Genomic DNA, 16,491 nt, shown 5'->3' with positions numbered 1-16,491 from the left:
CCGGCCCGGCGCCGGCCCGCAGGAACAGGCCGGGCCGAGAAGCCGTTGTCGCCAGGGAACGCTTTCTAGGAGGCCACAGCGATGTCCGAGGCAGCAGCGAGCGCGGAGCCCACCGCAGAGCCGGCCGCGGGTCCGGGTGCGGACCCGTCCGGCGAGTTTCGCGTCGAGCACGACTCGATGGGGGAGGTCCGGGTGCCGGCCGCCGCCAAGTGGCGGGCGCAGACCCAGCGCGCGGTGGCGAACTTCCCGATCTCCGGGCAGCACCTGGAACCGGCGCACGTGGAGGCCCTGGCCCGGATCAAGGGCGCGGCGGCCCGGGTGAACGCCGAACTGGGCGTGCTGGACAAGGAGACGGCGGAGGCGATCGAGCAGGCCGCGGTCGAGGTGGTCGGCGGTCGCTGGGCGGACCAGTTCCCGGTGGACGTGTTCCAGACCGGGTCCGGCACCTCGTCGAACATGAACATGAACGAGGTCCTGGCCACTTTGGCGACGGAGCGACTGGGCCGGGACGTACATCCCAACGACCACGTCAACGCGTCCCAGTCGTCCAACGACGTCTTCCCCTCCTCGATCCACATCGCGGCGGCGCTCGCGGTCACCCACCGGCTGATCCCCTCGCTCGACCACCTCGCGTCCTCCCTGGAGTCGAAGGCGACCGAGTTCGCCGACGTGGTGAAGTCCGGCCGCACCCACCTGATGGACGCCACGCCCGTGACCCTGGGGCAGGAGTTCGGCGGCTACGCGGCGCAGGTGCGCCATGGCGTGGAACGACTGCACGCGACGCTGCCGCGCGTGGTCGAACTGCCGCTGGGCGGCACCGCGGTGGGCACCGGGATCAACACCCCGCCCGGCTTCTCGGCCCGGGTGATCGCGGAGATCGCGGCGGCCACCGGGCTGCCGTTCGTCGAGGCGCGCGACCACTTCGAGGCACAGGGCGCGCGGGACGGACTGGTCGAACTGTCCGGCCAGTTGCGCACCGTCGCGGTCGGCCTGAACAAGATCGTCAACGACCTGCGCTGGATGGGCTCGGGGCCGCGCACGGGTCTGGCCGAGATCCGGCTGCCGGACCTGCAGCCGGGCAGCTCGATCATGCCGGGCAAGGTCAACCCGGTGATCCCGGAGGCGGTCGGCCAGGTCGTCGCGCAGGTGATCGGCAACGACGCGGCGGTGGCCTTCGGCGGCGCGGCGGGCAACTTCGAACTCAACGTGATGTTGCCGGTGATCGCCCGCAACCTGCTCGAATCGATCCGCCTCCTGGCCAACGTCACGCGGGTGCTGGCGGATCGTACGGTGGCCGGCATCGAGGCCGACGTCGAGCGGATGCGCGAATACGCAGAGTCCTCCCCGTCGGTGGTCACGCCGCTGAACCGCTTCCTGGGCTACGAGGAGGCGGCGAAGATCGCCAAGCAGTCGCTGGCCGAACGCAAGACGATCCGCCAGGTGGTCATCGAACGCGGCCACATCGCGGCCGGCCGCCTCACCGAGGCCGAACTCGACACGGCGCTGGACGTTTTGGGGATGACTCGGCCGTAACCGAGGGCCCCAATACGGCGCCGGCCCTCACGCGTGCCGCGTGGCCTGGCTCGTGGCGTTCTCCGGGGTCCGAAACGCTCGGCGGTATGCGCCCGGGGTGGTGCCCACCCTGGTGCGGAAGCGGCGGCGGAGGTTGACCGCGGAGGTGAGGCCGACTCGGGTGGCGATGGCCTCGATCGGCAGGTCCGTCTCCTCCAGCAGGGTGCGGGCCGCGGCCACGCGGCGGGACAGGAGCCAGGCGCCGGGGCTGGTGCCGAGGCGGTCGGCGAAGCGTCTGGCCAGCGTGCGAGGCGAGACGCCGAGGTGGGCGGCCAGGTCGTGCACGGTCAGTGGGGTGCCGACGCGCTCGTCCGCCCACGCGAACAGGTCGTCGAGGCCGTCCTCGGGCGCCGGCGCCAACCGCACCCGGCCGTCCTCGCGATGCGGTGGCAGCACCATGTCCCGCGCGAGGAGGGCGGCGTGCGCGGCCCCGTGGTCGCGCCGGACCAGGTGCAGGCACAGATCGAGGCCCGCGCCCGCGCCGGCGCTGGTGGCGACGTCGCCGTGGTCCACGTACAGCCGGTCCGGCTCCACCCGCACCCGGGGGAACTCCCGGCGCAACTGCTCGGCGCGCGCCCGGTGCGTGGTGGCCGTGCGGCCGTCCAGGAGCCCGGTGCGGGCCAGCGCGAACACCCCCGAGCAGATGCTCACCAGCCGGGCCCCACGCGCGTGCGCTCGCAGCAACGCGCGGCGCACGTCGGCGGAAAGCGGCGTCTCCACCGGCAACCACCCCGGCACGATCACGGTGTCGGCGCGGTCGAGCGCCGCCAGGTCCCGCGGCACGTGCATCGTGTATCCGCCGGTGGTCGGCACCGGCCCCGGCGTCTCGGTGCACGTTTCGAACGTGTAGTGCCGCGGCACCCCGGCCCGCTCGGTACCGAAGACCTCGACCGCGCAGCCGAGTTCGAACGTCGACTGCACCGGCCGCACCAGGGCCACCACACGATGCATGGCAGGAACGTACCCCATGGTGTCCGCTCGGACCCTGTCCCGCCGCGGCCCACCCACGGCACCGTGAAGGGCATGCATCCCGAGATCCTCGCCCAGCCGGGCTACGTGTCCGCGTCCGTCGACGAAGCCCCGATCCGCACGCTCTTCCCCGGGGTTCGGTTCCGCCCGCTGTGGAAGGCGCCGACCGGTGCGCACGCCGGCGTGTTGGAGATGGACCCGAACTCCGCCTGGCCCCGCCGCGACGTACACGAGCCCGGCCCGGAGGAGGTCTACGTGGTCGCCGGCACCTTCAACGACGGCGCACGCGACTACCCGGCCGGCACCTTCCTGCACGCCCCCGCCGGGTCGTGGCACCTCCCCTCGACCACCACCGGCTGCACGCTGTTCCTCTTCTACCCGGCGGGCTAGACGGGCCGGGCGCCCGCCCGCGTGCCAGGCGGGCAGGCGCCCGGGTCGGCCACATTCCGTGACCGACCCCGCCCATCCATCCATTCGGTCGTGATGCGCTCCGGCCACCCCCCGACCACCCCCGTCCCGCCCGCTCGGCACCCGGGCGGGACGCCCTCCGAAATAGGCCGATTCGGCACTCGCGCGAGTGACGCGTATGCTCCTTCCGGCCCCCTCCACCAGCCATCGAACATCCGCGCGCGTCGATTGAGCTGGCCGTTTGCCACCTCCCCCGCACTGATAAGTGATCACGATCAATAGATGAAGCGTTGCTTATTTCATCTATCAATTTGGCTGTGACATCGTGATCCACGTACGTCCGACCGGGGTGGTGAACCTGCCTCCCCGGCCCCCTTGCGGAGGAGATCCAGTGCTTACTGTCGGTAACCAGTTCCCCGAGTACGACCTCACCGGCGTCGTGTCGCTGGAGGCGGACAAGGCCTTCGAGCAGATCACCAACAAGTCGTACGACGGCAAGTGGCGTGTGGTGTTCTTCTGGCCGAAGGACTTCACGTTCGTGTGCCCGACCGAGATCGCCGCGTTCGGCCGCCTCAACGAGGACTTCCAGGACCGTGACGCGCAGCTGCTCGGCGTGTCCGTGGACTCCGAGTTCGTGCACCTGGCCTGGCGCAAGGACCACCCGGACCTGACCGACCTGCCGTTCCCGATGTTGTCCGACCTCAAGCGCGAGCTGTCCTCGGCCGCCGGCGTGCTCAACGCCGACGGTGTCGCCGACCGCGCGGTCTTCATCATCGACCCGAACAACGAGATCCAGTTCGTGATGGTCACCGCCGGCTCGGTGGGCCGCAACCCCGACGAGGTCCTGCGGGTCCTCGACGCGCTGCAGACCGACGAGCTGTGCCCGTGCAACTGGCAGAAGGGCGGCGAGACCCTCGACGCCGCCAAGCTGATGGACGCCTGATCCATGGGTCTCGACGTCCTGAAGGCCGCACTGCCCGAATACGCCAAGGACCTCAAGCTCAACCTGGGCTCGGTCGTCGGCAACTCCAAGCTCCAGGAGCAGACGCTCTGGGGCACGGTGTTGGTGTCCGCCATCGCCACGCGCAGCCCGAAGGTGCTCGCCGAGCTGGAGCCCGAGGCCAAGAGCCGGCTGTCCGAGGAGGCGTACAACGCCGCCAAGGCCGCCGCCGCGGTGATGGCGATGAACAACATCTACTACCGGTCGATGCACCTCATCGGCGACCCGGAGTACAGCAACCTGCGGGCCGGGCTGCGGATGAACATCATGGCCAACCCGGGTGCCCCGAAGGCCGACTTCGAACTGTGGTCGCTCGCCGTCTCGGCGATCAACGGCTGCGGTCGGTGCCTGGAGTCGCACGAGCAGGTCCTGCGCAAGGAGAACATGCCGCGCGAGACGATCCAGGAGGCGATCAAGATCGCCGCCGTGATCCACGCGGTCGGCGTGACGCTGGAGTCCGAGCAGGGCTGACCCGCCGGAGTCCGGGCCGGGCCGAGCACGCCCCAAGCCCGAACACCCGTGCACAGCACGCGAGAACGACGCCGGAGAGCCCGTCCCCACCCGGGGGCGGGCTCTCCGGCGTCGCGCCGCTCATCACCCCCGACCACCCCTCACCGCCCCGCGCGCGACCATCCCACCGGCCGGGACCGAATCGTCCACCGCACCCGAACCGCCCCGCGCACCCAGGTCGCCCGCCACCACCGGGCCGTCCACCGCAGCCGCGCCGACACCGGCCGCGCACCGGTCCCGATCCCCGCCCTCACGACGCCGCCATCCCCGCCAACGCGACCTCCCGATACAGCCCGACCGCGTCCCGCACGCCCATCCCCCGATAGATCCGGCTCCCGGTCGAGATCGCCGTGCGCAGCACCCGCTGGGTGAACACCGGGTCCAGGTCCGGGTGGAAGTCGCCCGAGCGGATGCCGGCGACCAGTGCCCGGGTCCACGTCTCGGAGACCTTGGCGCGCTGCGCGGACAGCCGGCTCGCGGGCAGTTCGTCGCCGCGCACCTCGTTTATCGCCAGCACCGTCGACACGCCGTGGCACGCATGCGCCTCCACGGTGTGTCCGATCAGACCGGCCAGTCGCTGGACCGGTTCCGGCCGATCCGCGGCGTCCTTGTCGAAGGCGGTGCGCAGATCGCCGAGGAATTCGCCGAGGAGTTCGCCGAGCAACTGCTCCTTGGAGCCGATGTGATGGGCGAGGCTGCCGACCGGGACACCGGCCAGATCAGCGATCCGGCGCACCGTGGTGCCCGCGTACCCGTCCTGTTCGAAGAGCAGGTTGGAGGCGATCCGGATCCGGGTGCGCGCGTCGGTGCGGCGCGGCACCCGGGCCATGCGCCGCTCGGCCTCGACCCGCACGTCGTCGCCGGAGCCGATCCGGCGCAGCGTGGGCATCGTGTGGCGGGCCGGTCCGAGCAGGGTGCAGATGCGCTGCGACGCGTAGCGTCCGGGCCGGACGATGCCGCGCACGAACACGTCGACGAGCCGACCGGCGGCGGCGTCGGGGTCGTAGCGCCCGCTCGGGCGGTACCACTGGGCCATTCCCCACACCGCCGACTGGAGCATCAGCGACAGCAGTACGGGATGCAGGTCGCGGCGCAGGCTGCCCTCCTCGACGCCGCGCCGCAACACCCGTCCCCACAGCGCGGATGCCTCGACGGTGCGATCGGACAGCCACACGAAACTGTCACTCCCGGAGAGCCGGCGCGACTCGCCGACCACCACGATCGCCGCGTCGGGGCTGTTGCCGATCACTTCGAGGCTGTCCCGCAACAGCCCGCGCAGGGTTTCGACAGGGGCGTCGCCGCGCTCGACGGTGGCGCGCTGCCGGCTCATGATGTCGGCGAAGAAGGAGTCGAGCACCTCGAGCAACATCGCTTCCTTGGACGGGAAGTGGTGGTACAGGCTGCCCGAGAGCATGTCGGCGGACTCGGCGATCTGACGAACCGTCGTGGCACCGTAGCCGCGCTTGGCGAACAGCGCGCAGGCGTGTCTGATGATCTCCGCGCGTCGATCCGCTCGCGGCTTGATGTGACGCTCCGCACCCGCTCGATCGCTCAACACGAGGCAAGCGTAGTACGCCTGGGATTCCCATGCGGAGTCTCACGTTCCGGTAGTCCCCGCCCGCCCCATCCGCCCCATCATCGACCACTTCGGCCCCCCGCCGAACTCGTCCGACGCCCCCATATCCTTGACTTAGTCATACACCTGGTGCAGGGTGAGATCAGGCTGGTCGGCTCGGGCCGGCAACCCGTCGCCACCGTGGCCCGGCCCCCGGGACCGGCCACTCAGGACTCGCTAGGAGCGACCCATGGGCAACCCCGTCATCGTCGAAGCCGTGCGCACCCCGATCGGCAAGCGCAACGGCCGGCTCGCCGGGCTGCACCCGGTGCAGCTGCTCGCGGCCGTACAGCGCGGACTGATCGAGCGGGCCGGGATCGACCCCGAGCTGATCGACCAGGTGATCGGCGGCTGCGTCACCCAGGCGGGCGAGCAGTCCGGCGACATCGTCAAGCACGCCTGGCTCTACGCCGGACTGCCGCACCGCACCGGCGGCACCACGATCGACTGCCAGTGCGGATCGGCCCAGCAGTCCGTGCACCTGATCGCCGGGCTGATCGCGACCGGCGCCATCGATGCGGGAGTTGCATGCGGCATCGAGTCGATGAGCCGCAACCCGCTCGGCCACACCGCCAAACCCGGCCAGAAGTCGAAGCCGGAGGACTGGGCGATCGACCTGCCCGACCAGTTCACCGCCGCCGAGCGGATCGCCCGCAACCGGGGCATCACCCGCGCCGACGTGGACGCGCTCGGCGTGCGCTCGCAGGCCAACGCCAAACGCGCCTGGGACGAGGGCCGCTTCACCTCACAGGTGGTCCCGGTCCAGGCCCCGATCCTGGACGCCGAGGGCAACCCCACCGGTGAGACCGCCGTGGTCGACCGCGACCAGGGCCTGCGCGACACCACGATCGAGAGCCTGACCCGGCTCAAGCCGGTCCTGCCCGACGGCATCCACACCGCGGGCAACTCGTCGCAGATCTCCGACGGCGCCGCGGCACTGCTGATCATGGACGAGGACCGGGCCCGCGCGCTGGGCCTGCGCCCGCGCGCGCGGATCGTCGCGCAGGCGATGGTCGGCGCCGACCCGCACTACCACCTCGACGGCCCGAACGACGCGACCGAGCGGCTGTTCGCCCGCTCGGGGATGACCATGTCCGACATCGACCTGTTCGAGGTCAACGAGGCGTTCGCGTCCGTCGTGCTGTCCTGGGCCCAGGTGCAAAAGGCCGACCTGGACAAGGTCAACGTCAACGGCGGCGCGATCGCGCTCGGCCACCCGGTCGGCTCCACCGGTGGCCGACTGCTGACCACCGCGCTGTACGAACTCGAACGCACCGACAAGCAGTTCGCGCTGGTGACGATGTGCGCCGGCGGCGCCAACGCATCGGGCACCATCATCGAACGCATCTGAGACACCTGTCGCCCACGACCGAGCCCCGCGCGCCGAAAGGCGGGCGGGGCTCGGTCGTGGGCGACGGGGCGGGTCGAAGACCCGCGGCCGGCTCAGTACCAGTTGTGGCTCTGCCAGAACGTCCACGCCTGGCACGGGCTGCCGTAGCGCTCGTTCATGTAGCTCAGGCCCCACTTGATCTGCGTCGCGGGGTTGGTCCGCCAGTCGGCGCCGGCGGAGGCGTACTTGCTCGCGGGCAGGGCCTGCATCAGACCGTACGCGCCGGAGGAGGAGTTGGTGGCGTTGACCCGCCAGCCGCTCTCCTTCTGGACGATGTTGCTGAAGCACGTGTACGAACTCGCGCTCATCATCGACTTGGCGATCGCCTGGGCGTCGGCGGCGGACGCCGACACCTTCTCCACCGCGCCGCGGTTGTCGGATCGCGCCGCGCGCTCGGCGGCCGCCTTGCGGTCGGCCTCCTTCTGGGCGGCTTCCTTCTCGGCGGCTTCCTTTTCCGCGGCGGCCTTGTCGGCCGCGGCCTTCTCCGCCGCCGCCTTCTCGGCCGCGTCGCGCTCGGCCTTGACCCGGGCGGCCTCTTCGGCCTGCACCCGCTGCGCCTCGTCGTAGGCGGCGGTCTGCGCGTCGGCCTGGTGGGTGATACCGGTGCTCAACTGCTGCGCCGCGGGGGCCGCGGGAACCTCGAGAAGCTTCGTGGTGCTCGCTTCGTCTGCCGTCTGGGCGTCGGCGGACGCGGAAACGCCCGTGCCACTGAATCCGACCACGGCGCCAACGGCCGTGACAGCGGTGGCTGACGCCACGGCTATCCCCCGAACCGAGATCCGGCTCACACACGTTCCTTCCGGCAGGCGTGCACCGCGATCCAAGCGGCGAACGGGTCCAACCTCCGGTCTCCCCCGCCCCCTCGGGGGGCGTTTCGGCCTGCGCGCCCGATCGTTCGCCGGGCGCGTGCCGTGGGTGGCGTACAGCAGGTCATGTGTTGAGTTTTCGGGGCCGAGCTGTACGCGGAGGTCTTACAAGTCCAGCAGCCTGCCTCAGCCAAACATCGGGAAGCAAATTTCCCGAGACGTGGCGAACATCACAACTCCCGGAATCATCAAGCCTTTTCCATTTCGCCGCAGACCGTTTCCACCCGGAATATGCGGACACGTCGAAGCCCCGCCGCCGACGTCTCGAAGCAGTCGAGACGTCGCCGACGGGGCCGGTCGAAGCACTCCCGCAGGTCGTTCACCAGGCATCCGTCAGCCCGGCAGGTCCTCCAGCATCTCGGTCACCAGGGCCGCGATCGGCGAGCGCTCCGATCGGGTCAACGTCACGTGCGCGAACAGCGGATGCCCCTTCAACTTCTCCACCACCGCGACCACTCCGTCGTGCCGACCCACCCGCAGGTTGTCCCGCTGGGCGACGTCGTGGGTGAGCACCACCCGCGAATTGCTGCCGATCCGCGACAGCACGGTCAGCAGCACATTGCGCTCCAGGGACTGCGCCTCGTCGACGATCACGAACGCGTCGTGCAGCGAACGCCCGCGGATGTGGGTGAGCGGCAGGACCTCCAACATCCCGCGCGCGACGACCTCCTCGATCACATCCGACGTGGTCACCGCCGACAACGTGTCGAAGACCGCCTGGGCCCAGGGGCTCATCTTCTCGTTCTCGGTGCCCGGCAGATAGCCGAGTTCCTGACCACCCACCGCGTACAGCGGCCGGAAGACCATCACCTTCCGGTGCTGATTGCGCTCCAGGACCGCCTCCAGGCCCGCGCACATCGCCAGCGCCGACTTGCCGGTGCCGGCCCGACCGCCCATGGACACGATGCCGATGTCGGGGTCGAGCAACAGATCCAGCGCTATCCGCTGCTCGGCACTGCGCCCGTGCAGGCCGAACACGTCGCGGTCACCGCGCACCAGTCGGACCTGCTTGTCGGCGGTGACCCGGCCGAGCGCCTTGCCGCGCTCGGAGACCAGCACGAGACCGGTGTGACAGGGCAGGTCGGCGGCCTGTTCGATGTGTGTGCGGTCGTGCTCGAACAGGGCGTCGATGTCGGCGGAGTCGACCTGGAGTTCGGCCATCCCCGTCCAACCCGAGGTGTTCACCAGTTCGGCGCGGTACTCCTCCGCGCTCAGCCCCACGGCGGAGGCCTTGACCCGCATCGGGACGTCCTTGGACACCAGCGTCACATCGTGCCCCTCGGCCATGAGGTGCCTGGCCACCGCCAGGATCCGCGAGTCGTTGTCACCCAACCGGAAGCCGGGCGGCAACACCGTCGCGTCGATGTGATTGAGCTCCACCCGCAGGGTGCCGCCGGACTCGCCGATCGGCACCGGCGCGTCGAGCCGCCCGTACTGCGTACGGAGCTCGTCGAGCATCCGCAGCGCGTGCCGGGCGAAGTAGCCCAGCTCCGGGTGGTGCCGCTTGGCCTCCAACTCGGTGATCACGACGACGGGCAGAACCACCTCGTGCTCGTCGAACTTCAAGAGCGCCGACGGATCGGCAAGGAGCACGCTGGTGTCGAGGACATACGTCCGGTGCTGCGGAGCACGGCGTTGGATCGTGGCCACGGAGTGCCTCGCCCCCTCTCAGGGCACGCGCACCGTGCGCCCTGATCGCTCGGAGTCCGGGCCCCGGCCCGAAGGCCGGGTGCCCGACCCTCCTGTCGCCGTGAACAGTGGAGCTTGAAGTGCACGGAAGGGCCTCCCGGGCAGGTGACGGGGTGTCACCCACATATCGCACCGGCCCACATGATGTGCGCCGGCCCGACGGGGTTATGCCCGGCCGCGGGGGGTCCAACACAAACCGGATGATCACACACCGGTGGAACCCCTGGCTCCGACAAGCCCGGTGACGAGGCGTCAGGCCCCGTAGCGGCGATGGCGGGCGGAGTAGTCGCGCAACGCCCGGAGAAAGTCGACTTTTCGGAAGTCCGGCCAGAAGGCCTCGCAGAAGTAGAACTCCGAATGCGCACTCTGCCACAACAGGAAGCCGGACAACCGCTGTTCACCCGAGGTTCGGATGACCAGGTCCGGATCGGGCTGCCCGCGCGTGTACAGGTGCTCCGCGATGTGCTCGACGTCGAGCACCTCGGCCAACTCCTCGATCGAGGTGCCCTTGCCGGCGTGCTCGACCAGCAGCGAGCGCACCGCGTCGGCGATCTCGTGGCGACCGCCGTAGCCGACCGCGACGTTGACGAAGACGCCGGTCAGGTCGGCGGTCTCGGCCTCGGATCGTTTCAGCACATCGCGCGTGTGTTCGGGCAGCAGGTCGAGCGCGCCCACCGGGTGCACCCGCCAGCGCCGCGCGGCGGCCAGGTCGGTGACCGCGTTCTCGATGATCACCATCAGGTCGGCCAGCTCGTCGGGCGGCCGGTTGAGGTTGTCGGTGGACAGCAGCCACAGAGTGACCACCTCGACGCCGACCTCTTCGCACCAGGTGAGCAGCTCGTGGATCTTGTCGGCGCCCTTGCGGTGCCCCTCGGCTACCTGCTCGCCGTACGCCTTCGCCCAACGGCGGTTGCCGTCGAGGATGACGCCGACGTGACGCGGTATCACCGTACGGTCGAGCGACGCCTCGATGCGCTTGCCGTACGCGCCGTATGCGAGGTCCCGCAGGCCCATGTCCACCTGCTCCTCCGTCCGTGATCACCCGCGCCGAAAACCCTACTCCCGTCCGACGCCCGCTCGATCTCACGCAGCGGAGGACAGGCGTGAAGATGCGGTGAAGGTCGGCCCGCGATCGGCGTGTCGCGCCACGACACGCGCTTCGGGGCCGACCGGGTCCCGGCCGGGGAAGGAACCGGTCGAAACGCCGAGGGCCCGGCGGGAGGAGATCCCGCCGGGCCCGGAGCGTACCGGTATTTTGACGTCGAGTCAGCTCAACCGTCGGCGTACCGTCCGCTCGATGTCGGCGCAGGGACGGCTCAGCCGTCGAGTCGCGCGACCAGCTTGTTGTACTCGTCCCACAGACCCTGCGGGGTGTGGGTGCCGAACTTCTCCAGGTGCTCGGGGACCAGTGCGGCCTCCTGCTTCCAGATCTCCCGGTCCACGCTCAGCAGCAGGTCCAGCTCCGCGTCGCTCAGGTCCAGACCCTTGAGGTCCAGCGATTCGCGCGTGGGCAGTACGCCGATCGGGGTGTCCACGCCGCCGGCGATCCCTTCCAGGCGCTCGACGATCCACTTGAGCACCCGGCTGTTCTCGCCGAAGCCCGGCCACACGAACTTGCCGTCCGCGTCCTTGCGGAACCAGTTCACGTAGTAGATCTTCGGCAGCTTGTCGGCCGAGGTGGCCTGGCCTATGTCCAGCCAGTGCGCCATGTAGTCGCCCATGTTGTAGCCGCAGAACGGCAACATCGCGAACGGGTCGCGGCGCAGCTCGCCGACCGTGCCCTCGGCGGCGGCGGTCTTCTCCGAGGCGACGTTCGCGCCGAGGAAGACGCCGTGCTGCCAGTCGAAGGACTCGGTCACCAGCGGCACCGCGCTGGCCCGGCGGCCACCGAAGAGGATCGCCGAGATCGGCACGCCCTTCGGGTCCTCCCACTCCGGCGCGATCGTCGGGCACTGGGCGGCCGGGACGGTGAAGCGCGCGTTGGGGTGGGCGGCGGGGGTGTCCGACTCGGGCGTCCAGTCGTTGCCCTTCCAGTCGATCAGGTGGGCCGGCGGCTCCTCCGTCATACCCTCCCACCAGACGTCGTTGTCGTCGGTGAGCGCGACGTTGGTGAAGACCGAGTTGCCCCACATGGTCTTCATCGCGTTGGCGTTGGTGTGCTCGCCGGTGCCCGGCGCGACCCCGAAGAAGCCCGCCTCGGGGTTGATCGCGTAGAGCCGGCCGTCCTCGCCGAACCGCATCCACGCGATGTCGTCGCCGACGGTCTCCACGGTCCAGCCCGGAATGGTCGGCTGGAGCATCGCGAGGTTGGTCTTGCCACACGCCGAGGGGAAGGCCGCGGCGATGAACTTCGGCTCGGCGCCCGAGGGAGGCGTGAGCTTCAGGATCAGCATGTGCTCGGCCATCCAGCCCTCGTCGCGCGCCATGACCGACGCGATCCGGAGCGCGTAGCACTTCTTGCCGAGCAGGGCGTTGCCACCGTAGCCCGAGCCGAAGGACCAGATCTCCCGGTCCTCGGGGAAGTGCGTGATGTACTTCTCGGTGTTGCACGGCCACGGCACGTCCGCCTCGCCCTCGGCGAGCGGTGCCCCGACGGTGTGCACGGCCTTGACGAACTCGCCGTCGGTACCCAGGTAGTCCAGGACCGCCTGCCCCATGCGAGTCATCGTGCGCATCGACACCGCGACGTAGGCGGAGTCGGTGATCTCGACGCCGTAGGCGGCCAGTGGCGAGCCGACCGGACCCATGCAGAAGGGCACCACGTACATCGTGCGACCACGCATCGAACCGGCGAACAGCCCGTCGAGCTTGGTGCGCATCTCGGCCGGGGCTATCCAGTTGTTGGTCGGACCCGCGTCCTCCTCCTTTTCGGAGCAGATGAAGGTCCGGTCCTCGACACGCGCGACGTCCCGAGGGTCGGACGTCGCGTAGTAGCTGTTGGGGCGCTTGTTCTCGTCGAGCTTGCGGAAGGTGCCCTTCTCGACGAGGAGGTCGGCGAGGCGCTGGTACTCCTCTTCCGAACCGTCACACCATTCGATTCGGTCGGGCTGGGTCAGCCGGGCGATCTCGCTCACCCAGTCGAGCAGCTGCCTGTGTTTCGTCGGGACCTCGTTGGCCACGATCGCTCCATTTCGCGCCCGGGACGGCGAGTCCCAGGCGTCGGGTTGAGGGTTGCGGGGATTTTATCCGGTCGGTCGAACACGGAACCGTCCGGGATCGGGCCCCCACCTGGAAGTTGTGCCCCGTCCCGGACCGAAAACCCCAAAGACGTGCGCTTTCGCGCCCCTCCGGGACAAGATCTCCCGTGATGCGTCTCACTCCGTACTTACCGGTAACCTACGTCGCCGTAAGTACACTCGGGCCATGAGTGTGGACGCACATGGCTTCACGGCGCCCTTGTCGCCCATCAAACCCAGGCTCCGCGGATGGATCCACGCGGGCACCTTTCCGCTGGCGGTGGCCGCGGGCATAGTCCTGGTCGCACTGGCCGACGACGCCAAATCCCGCGTCGCGTGCGGCGTGTTCGCACTGACCGCGGCGATGCTCTTCGGCACCTCCGGGGTGTACCACCGCGGCAACTGGGGACCGCGCGGCGAGGCGGTGTTGCGGCGGCTCGACCACGCCAACATCTTCTTGATCATCGCGGGCACCTACACCCCGTTGACCATCCTATTGCTGGGCAAAAGCGACCAAATACTGCTCTGGGCGGTGTGGATCGGGGCACTCGCCGGCATTGGTTTCCGGGTCTTTTGGATCGGCGCGCCCCGCTGGCTCTACACCCCGATCTATGTCGTGCTGGGCTGGGCGGCGGTGTTCTACCTGCCCGAGTTCATGCGCGAGGGCGGCGTCGCGGTGGTGGTCCTGGTGATCGTCGGCGGTGTGCTCTACAGCCTCGGCGCGGTGGTCTACGGGATCAAGCGGCCCAACCCGTCGCCGCAGTGGTTCGGCTTCCACGAGGTCTTCCACGCCTTCACACTGCTCGCGTTCGCGAGCCACTTCATCGCCGTCGCGCTGGTCGCGCTGCGCTGACCCGACCCACACCCGTCGGCCCGAAGGCCCGCAACTCCCCCGGGAGTTGCGGGCCTTCGGGCTTTTCCGGATTTTCCCCCGAGCTTGGGCTGCCCTTTGCCGAGGAAAGTGACTGCCACTGACTTTTGAGAGCTACTGTCATAAAGTAGAAACACTCAATAGGAGGTAGCTGTCATGGAAGCGACGACCGGTGAGTCGACCCGCACGACCGAGGCCGAGGGGCCGCCGGATCCCAGGCGGTGGTGGGCGTTGGGGGCGCTGGTGGTCGGCCTTCTGGTGGTCGGCCTGGACACCACGATCATCAACGTGGCGATGCCGACGATGAGCGATCGATTGGGCGCGAGCACGGGCGACCTCCAGTGGATCGCCGACTCCTACATCGTGGTGTTCGCGGCGCTGATGCTCCCGGCCGGGCTGATCGGCGACCGCTACGGCCGGCGACGCTTCCTGCTGGTCGGGCTCGCCGTGTTCGGCGTCGGCTCGGTGGTCGGCGCGCTCGTCGGCTCGGTCGAGGGGGTGATCGCGGCCCGCGCGCTGATGGGCGTCGGCGGGGCGTTCATCATGCCGCTGTCGTTGTCCATCCTGCCCTCGCTCTTCCCCGCCGCCGAGCGTGGCCGGGCGATCTCGATCTGGGCCGCGAGCACCGCGCTGGGCATCCCGCTCGGACCGATCCTGGGCGGGCTGCTCCTGGAGCACTTCTGGTGGGGCTCGGTGTTCCTGATCAACATCCCGATGGTCGGGCTCGCCCTGCTGGTCTGCGGGTTCCTGTTGCCGGTCTCGCGCTCCGCCGACGCGCCCCGGGTGGACGTCGCGGTCACGGTCCTGGTGACCGCCACGCTGACCACGCTGATCTTCGCGGTGATCGAGGCACCCGAGTGGGGCTGGGGCGACGCGCGGGTGCTCACCCTGTTCGGCGCGGCGGCCCTGCTCGCGGCGAGCGTGGCGGTGCGCGAGAGCCGGGCCCGGCGGCCGATGATCGACTTCGGGCTCTTCCGCGACCGCAACTTCCTGTGGGCCACGATCTCCGCGCTGGTGCCGTCCTTCGCCATGTCGGGGGTGTTGTTCCTGGTCCCGCAGCGGTTCCAGGGCGTCGACGGAAGCAGTGCGCTGGGCACCGGTCTGCGGCTGTTGCCGCTGCTCGGCGGGCTGTTCGTGACCGCGCTGGCGAGCGACAAGGTCGCGCCGCGCCTCGGCTACAAGGTGGTCATCCCCGGCGGGATGTTCCTGCTCGGCTGCGGACTGCTGCTGGGCGCGACCGGCTCGGCCGACGACGGCTACGGGTGGACGGCATGCTGGCTGGTGTTGACGGGGATGGGCCTGGGGTTGTCCCTGGTGCCCGCGATGGACGCGGTGATGGCGGGCGTCGCGCCGGAGCGGGCCGGGATGGGGTCGGCCCTGGTGCAGACGCTGCGCCAGGTCGCGGGCGCGCTCGGGGTGGCCATCCTGGGCAGCGTGCTCGCGTCGACCTACGTGGACCGGATCGACACGGGCGGGCGTGCCGACCCGGTCGCCGACACCGCGCGCGAGTCGATCGGCGGCGCGGCGAAGGTGGCCGGCCACGGCGCCGACCCGGCGCTGCTCGACTCGGCCCGCGACGCGTTCGTGCACGGCATGGACCTGAGCCTGCTGATCTGCGGCGTCACCGCCCTGGTCCTGGCCGCGGCGGTGGCGGTCTTCCTGCCCCGCCGCGCCGCGACGCCCCCGGCGCCGACGGACGGCGCGGGCGGACCGGGAGCAGACGGTGCGGCCGGACCGGGAGAATCGGAGCATGACCGCGAAGGAGTCCTCCATCCCTGACCTGCCCGTCGCTCCTGCGGGGCTGCGCGAGCGCAAGAAGATCAAGACCCGGCGGGCGATCCGTCGCGAGGCCTATCGGCTCTTTCGCGAGCACGGCTACGACGCGACCACCGTGGACCAGATCGCCGAGGCCGCGGAGATCTCGCCGAGCACCTTCTTCCGCTACTTCCCGAGCAAGGAAGACGTCGTGCTCACCGACGAGTACGACCCGATGCTCGTGGAGATCCTGCGCAGCGCCCCCGAGGGCACCAGCCTGATCCGGATCGTGCGCACCGGCGTGGTGGACGCGCTGCAGCGGATCATGCGCGAGGAGGGCGAGGAGATGATCACCCGGATGTCGCTCGTGGTCGGCGTGCCGGCGCTGCGGCGGCGCAGCTACGAACAGCAGATCGAGACGTGGCGGCTGATGGCCGAGACGTACGCCGCCCGGACCGGGCGCTCGGCGCAGGACTTCGACCTCCGGGTGGCCGTCTCCTCGATCAACGCGGCGATGGCGGACGCGATCTTGACCTGGGCGGAGGGCGGCTGCGTCGGGGATCCGGCGGTGCTGGTGGACCGGGCGCTGGGGATCCTGGAGGCGGGGTTGCGGGAGGGGCCGTGACGGGGCGGACCCGGGCCCGGGCCCGGTGGTCGGGCCCGGACGGGT

Annotated in this window: 14 protein-coding genes; 8 read left to right on the top strand and 6 right to left on the bottom strand. The window is 70.1% G+C overall.

From position 1 onward, the window contains the following. Positions 1–81: 81 nt before the first annotated feature. Positions 82–1,533, top strand: coding sequence for a class II fumarate hydratase (locus ACFXKZ_RS13195; protein WP_379999610.1), 1,452 nt, complete (start codon positions 82–84; stop codon positions 1,531–1,533). Positions 1,534–1,560: 27 nt separating this feature from the next. On the opposite strand, the gene ACFXKZ_RS13190 is transcribed toward ACFXKZ_RS13195, so the two are convergent. Beyond that, the gene (locus tag ACFXKZ_RS13190; RefSeq protein WP_379999608.1) at positions 1,561–2,523 is read right to left on the bottom strand and encodes a GlxA family transcriptional regulator; all 963 of its coding nucleotides are present in this window, start codon (positions 2,521–2,523) and stop codon (positions 1,561–1,563) included. A gap of 72 nt (positions 2,524–2,595) precedes the next feature. Between ACFXKZ_RS13190 and ACFXKZ_RS13185 the strand changes: the two genes are divergently transcribed. From ACFXKZ_RS13185 to ACFXKZ_RS13175, 3 genes are all read left to right on the top strand, one after another. Beyond that, the gene (locus ACFXKZ_RS13185; protein ID WP_379999606.1) at positions 2,596–2,931 is read left to right on the top strand and encodes a cupin domain-containing protein; all 336 of its coding nucleotides are present in this window, start codon (positions 2,596–2,598) and stop codon (positions 2,929–2,931) included. A 409-nt stretch (positions 2,932–3,340) separates the two neighbouring features. Beyond that, the gene (locus ACFXKZ_RS13180) at positions 3,341–3,892 is read left to right on the top strand and encodes a peroxiredoxin (RefSeq protein WP_078976832.1); all 552 of its coding nucleotides are present in this window, start codon (positions 3,341–3,343) and stop codon (positions 3,890–3,892) included. 3 nt (positions 3,893–3,895) lie between these two features. Continuing rightward, complete coding sequence (locus ACFXKZ_RS13175) at positions 3,896–4,420, top strand: carboxymuconolactone decarboxylase family protein (protein WP_379999604.1); 525 nt, start codon at positions 3,896–3,898, stop codon at positions 4,418–4,420. A gap of 289 nt (positions 4,421–4,709) precedes the next feature. Here the strand turns inward: ACFXKZ_RS13175 and ACFXKZ_RS13170 are convergent, their stop codons facing one another. Continuing rightward, a complete protein-coding gene (locus ACFXKZ_RS13170; RefSeq protein ID WP_379999602.1) occupies positions 4,710–6,017 on the bottom strand; it encodes a TetR/AcrR family transcriptional regulator in 1,308 nt (435 codons plus the stop codon). A gap of 247 nt (positions 6,018–6,264) precedes the next feature. Between ACFXKZ_RS13170 and ACFXKZ_RS13165 the strand changes: the two genes are divergently transcribed. Next, a complete protein-coding gene (locus ACFXKZ_RS13165; protein ID WP_379999600.1) occupies positions 6,265–7,425 on the top strand; it encodes a steroid 3-ketoacyl-CoA thiolase in 1,161 nt (386 codons plus the stop codon). Between the two features lie 92 nt (positions 7,426–7,517). On the opposite strand, the gene ACFXKZ_RS13160 is transcribed toward ACFXKZ_RS13165, so the two are convergent. From ACFXKZ_RS13160 to ACFXKZ_RS13145, 4 genes are all read right to left on the bottom strand, one after another. After that, positions 7,518–8,075: a lytic transglycosylase domain-containing protein gene (locus ACFXKZ_RS13160; protein WP_379999598.1), complete on the bottom strand. Its 558-nt coding sequence runs from the start codon at positions 8,073–8,075 to the stop codon at positions 7,518–7,520. Positions 8,076–8,663: 588 nt separating this feature from the next. Beyond that, positions 8,664–9,980 carry a PhoH family protein gene (locus tag ACFXKZ_RS13155; RefSeq protein ID WP_379999596.1) on the bottom strand — a complete coding sequence of 439 codons (1,317 nt, stop codon included), beginning with the start codon at positions 9,978–9,980 and terminating at the stop codon, positions 8,664–8,666. Positions 9,981–10,271: 291 nt separating this feature from the next. After that, positions 10,272–11,033, bottom strand: coding sequence for an isoprenyl transferase (locus tag ACFXKZ_RS13150; protein ID WP_379999594.1), 762 nt, complete (start codon positions 11,031–11,033; stop codon positions 10,272–10,274). Between the two features lie 302 nt (positions 11,034–11,335). Then, complete coding sequence (locus tag ACFXKZ_RS13145; RefSeq protein WP_379999592.1) at positions 11,336–13,138, bottom strand: phosphoenolpyruvate carboxykinase (GTP); 1,803 nt, start codon at positions 13,136–13,138, stop codon at positions 11,336–11,338. A 244-nt stretch (positions 13,139–13,382) separates the two neighbouring features. Between ACFXKZ_RS13145 and ACFXKZ_RS13140 the strand changes: the two genes are divergently transcribed. The 3 genes from ACFXKZ_RS13140 (at position 13,383) to ACFXKZ_RS13130 (ending at position 16,446) form a co-directional block, all read left to right on the top strand. Beyond that, positions 13,383–14,048: a hemolysin III family protein gene (locus ACFXKZ_RS13140; protein ID WP_379999591.1), complete on the top strand. Its 666-nt coding sequence runs from the start codon at positions 13,383–13,385 to the stop codon at positions 14,046–14,048. Between the two features lie 174 nt (positions 14,049–14,222). Then, positions 14,223–15,845, top strand: coding sequence for an MFS transporter (locus ACFXKZ_RS13135; RefSeq protein WP_379999589.1), 1,623 nt, complete (start codon positions 14,223–14,225; stop codon positions 15,843–15,845). Next, entirely contained in the window at positions 15,817–16,446 is a 630-nt protein-coding gene (locus tag ACFXKZ_RS13130; RefSeq protein WP_379999587.1) for a TetR family transcriptional regulator, read from the top strand. Before ACFXKZ_RS13135 ends, ACFXKZ_RS13130 begins: the two co-directional genes overlap by 29 nt. Positions 16,447–16,491: the final 45 nt, after the last annotated feature.

Origin of the sequence: Embleya sp. NPDC059237 (assembly GCF_042754105.1) — a bacterium.
Classification (GTDB): domain Bacteria; phylum Actinomycetota; class Actinomycetes; order Streptomycetales; family Streptomycetaceae; genus Embleya.
The sequence above is the reverse complement of the archived record's forward strand: the minus strand, read 5'-3'. Positions and strand labels throughout refer to the sequence as shown.

Excerpts from the sequence above, each read along its gene's own strand:
- ACFXKZ_RS13140 (WP_379999591.1), top strand. The coding sequence starts at position 13,383 with ATGAGTGTGGACGCACATGGCTTCACGGCGCCCTTGTCGCCCATCAAA.
- ACFXKZ_RS13130 (WP_379999587.1), top strand. The coding sequence starts at position 15,817 with ATGACCGCGAAGGAGTCCTCCATCCCTGACCTGCCCGTCGCTCCTGCG.
- ACFXKZ_RS13175 (WP_379999604.1), top strand. The coding sequence starts at position 3,896 with ATGGGTCTCGACGTCCTGAAGGCCGCACTGCCCGAATACGCCAAGGAC.
- ACFXKZ_RS13165 (WP_379999600.1), top strand. The coding sequence starts at position 6,265 with ATGGGCAACCCCGTCATCGTCGAAGCCGTGCGCACCCCGATCGGCAAG.
- ACFXKZ_RS13135 (WP_379999589.1), top strand. The coding sequence starts at position 14,223 with ATGGAAGCGACGACCGGTGAGTCGACCCGCACGACCGAGGCCGAGGGG.
- ACFXKZ_RS13190 (WP_379999608.1), bottom strand. The coding sequence starts at position 2,523 with ATGCATCGTGTGGTGGCCCTGGTGCGGCCGGTGCAGTCGACGTTCGAA.
- ACFXKZ_RS13195 (WP_379999610.1), top strand. The coding sequence starts at position 82 with ATGTCCGAGGCAGCAGCGAGCGCGGAGCCCACCGCAGAGCCGGCCGCG.
- ACFXKZ_RS13185 (WP_379999606.1), top strand. The coding sequence starts at position 2,596 with ATGCATCCCGAGATCCTCGCCCAGCCGGGCTACGTGTCCGCGTCCGTC.
- ACFXKZ_RS13150 (WP_379999594.1), bottom strand. The coding sequence starts at position 11,033 with ATGGGCCTGCGGGACCTCGCATACGGCGCGTACGGCAAGCGCATCGAG.